The organism is Sodalis sp. (in: enterobacteria), assembly GCF_047607725.1.
Taxonomy (GTDB): domain Bacteria; phylum Pseudomonadota; class Gammaproteobacteria; order Enterobacterales; family Enterobacteriaceae; genus JBLKSS01.
The window spans coordinates 1-1,765 of the sequence record NZ_JBLKSS010000337.1 but is presented as its reverse complement, the minus strand read 5'-3'; the positions used below and the strand labels follow the sequence as shown (position 1 = coordinate 1,765).

At 64.8% G+C, this 1,765-nt stretch carries 1 pseudogene; it reads right to left on the bottom strand.

Annotated features, from left to right (window positions below):
• Positions 1-86: 86 nt before the first annotated feature.
• Positions 87-1,765, bottom strand: a pseudogene (recD, locus tag ACMX3H_RS20030) (exodeoxyribonuclease V subunit alpha); the annotation flags it as partial.

Below are 1,765 nucleotides of genomic sequence, written 5' to 3'. Positions count from 1 at the left end.
GCCAGCACGCGGGACGGCCATTGAGCCTAATACAGTGGGACCGGCTGGAAAGGTCGCGGGCCAAGCGGGAATCATGGCCGCACGCGTCAGCGATCCGCGGATGGCTGCGGCGGTGCGGCCTGGCCGCCGGCCAGCCGCTCGATAAGGCCGCTGCGCCGCTGGGTTTTGGTTGCAATGGCGTGTTGCAATACCTCGTCGGTCGCGTACAGCGTACAGGGATAACCGCGCGCGCGTGACCGCGGTATACAGCAATTCCCGCGTTAATACCGGCAAGATCTGATTGGGTAACGCCAGCGCGGTATGGTGGAATTCCGACCCCTGGGATTTATGCACCGTCATCGCGAATGCCGTCTCATGCTCCGGCAACCGGCTTAGCGGCACCGCTTTGACACCGCCGTCCGGCAGGGAGAAATGCACGCGCAGCGTCTGTTCGCCATCCCAGAGCAAGATCCCGATATCGCCGTTATACAGCCCCAGCGACGGCGCATTGCGTACGATCATCACCGGCCGCCCCGCGTAGCCGCACCCTGCATTGCCGAGGGCCAGCAGCCCCGCCCGGCTCAAGGCCAGCTCAATACGGTCGTTCAGACCGGCAACCCCAAAAGGCCCTTCCCGCAGCACACACAGCAGGCGGAAGCGGTTGAAGGCGTCTAAAATTGCCGCCGGCGCATCATGGTTGCGCACCCGCTCTAAATAGTCCCGATAGCCGTCAACGCAGTCGTCCAGCATACGCTGATAGTCTGCCGCCTCACGCAGCGGCGTGTAGACGACATCCACCGTCGTGCCGGCGTTAAGCAGCGCCAGCGCGTCCTTGACGTCGCCTGCGTTAATAGCATTTGCCAGCCGGCCAATGCCGGATCCTTCATCGAAGCGGTAGCTTTTACGCAGCAGACATAAACTATCGGCGACACCATAACCGCCGCCGCCCGCACCCGCCGGCAGCGTAAAGCCCGTCAGCCGCGCCAGCTCCGCACGGCGCGCGGGGCTGTAGCCGGCCTCGGCGAACTGGCAGATATCGCCCAGCACCGCTCCCGCCGCCACCGAGGATAGCTGGCAACGATCACCCAGGAAGATCACCCGCGCTTGCGGCGGCAACGCCGCAATCACATAGGCCATCATCGGCAAATCAACCATTGACGCTTCATCAATGATGAGAATATCCACATGCAGCGGGTTTCCACGGTGATAGCGCATCTGCTGGCTATTGGGCTGCGCCCCGAGCAAGCGGTGCAGCGTTATCGCCTCGCGCGGCAGCCGCTGTTTCTGCTCTTCATCCAGCCCCAGACGCTGTAAGGCCAGGCCAAGGGATTCGCTCAGGCGCGCCGCCGCTTTACCGGTGGGGGCCGCCATCAACATGCGCGCATGGCCGCCGTCGCTCAACTGCAGCAAGGCCGCCAGGAGCTTCGCCACCGTGAAGGTCTTGCCGGTGCCCGGCCCGCCCGATATCAGCGCCACCGGGTGCGTTATCGCGACCGCCGCGGCGATTTTTTGCCAGTCGATTACCGCGCCGTCGCCGGGAAAGTAGCGCGCCAGCACCGCGGCGATGTTGGTTTCGTCGCCGGCCACCGGCGGCCGCGGCCGGTTAAAGAACTGTGCCACCACGCATTCATGCCGCCACATACGCTGTAAATACAGGCGCTGGCTGTCCAGCACCAGCGGGGTTGGACGCGAACCGTCGCTCACCGCGTTGGACGCCAGCAGGTGCTGCTGCCATTCGTCAAGAGAGGGGCTACCGGCCCGCAGCCACGCCTGCTGCGCCAGCGGC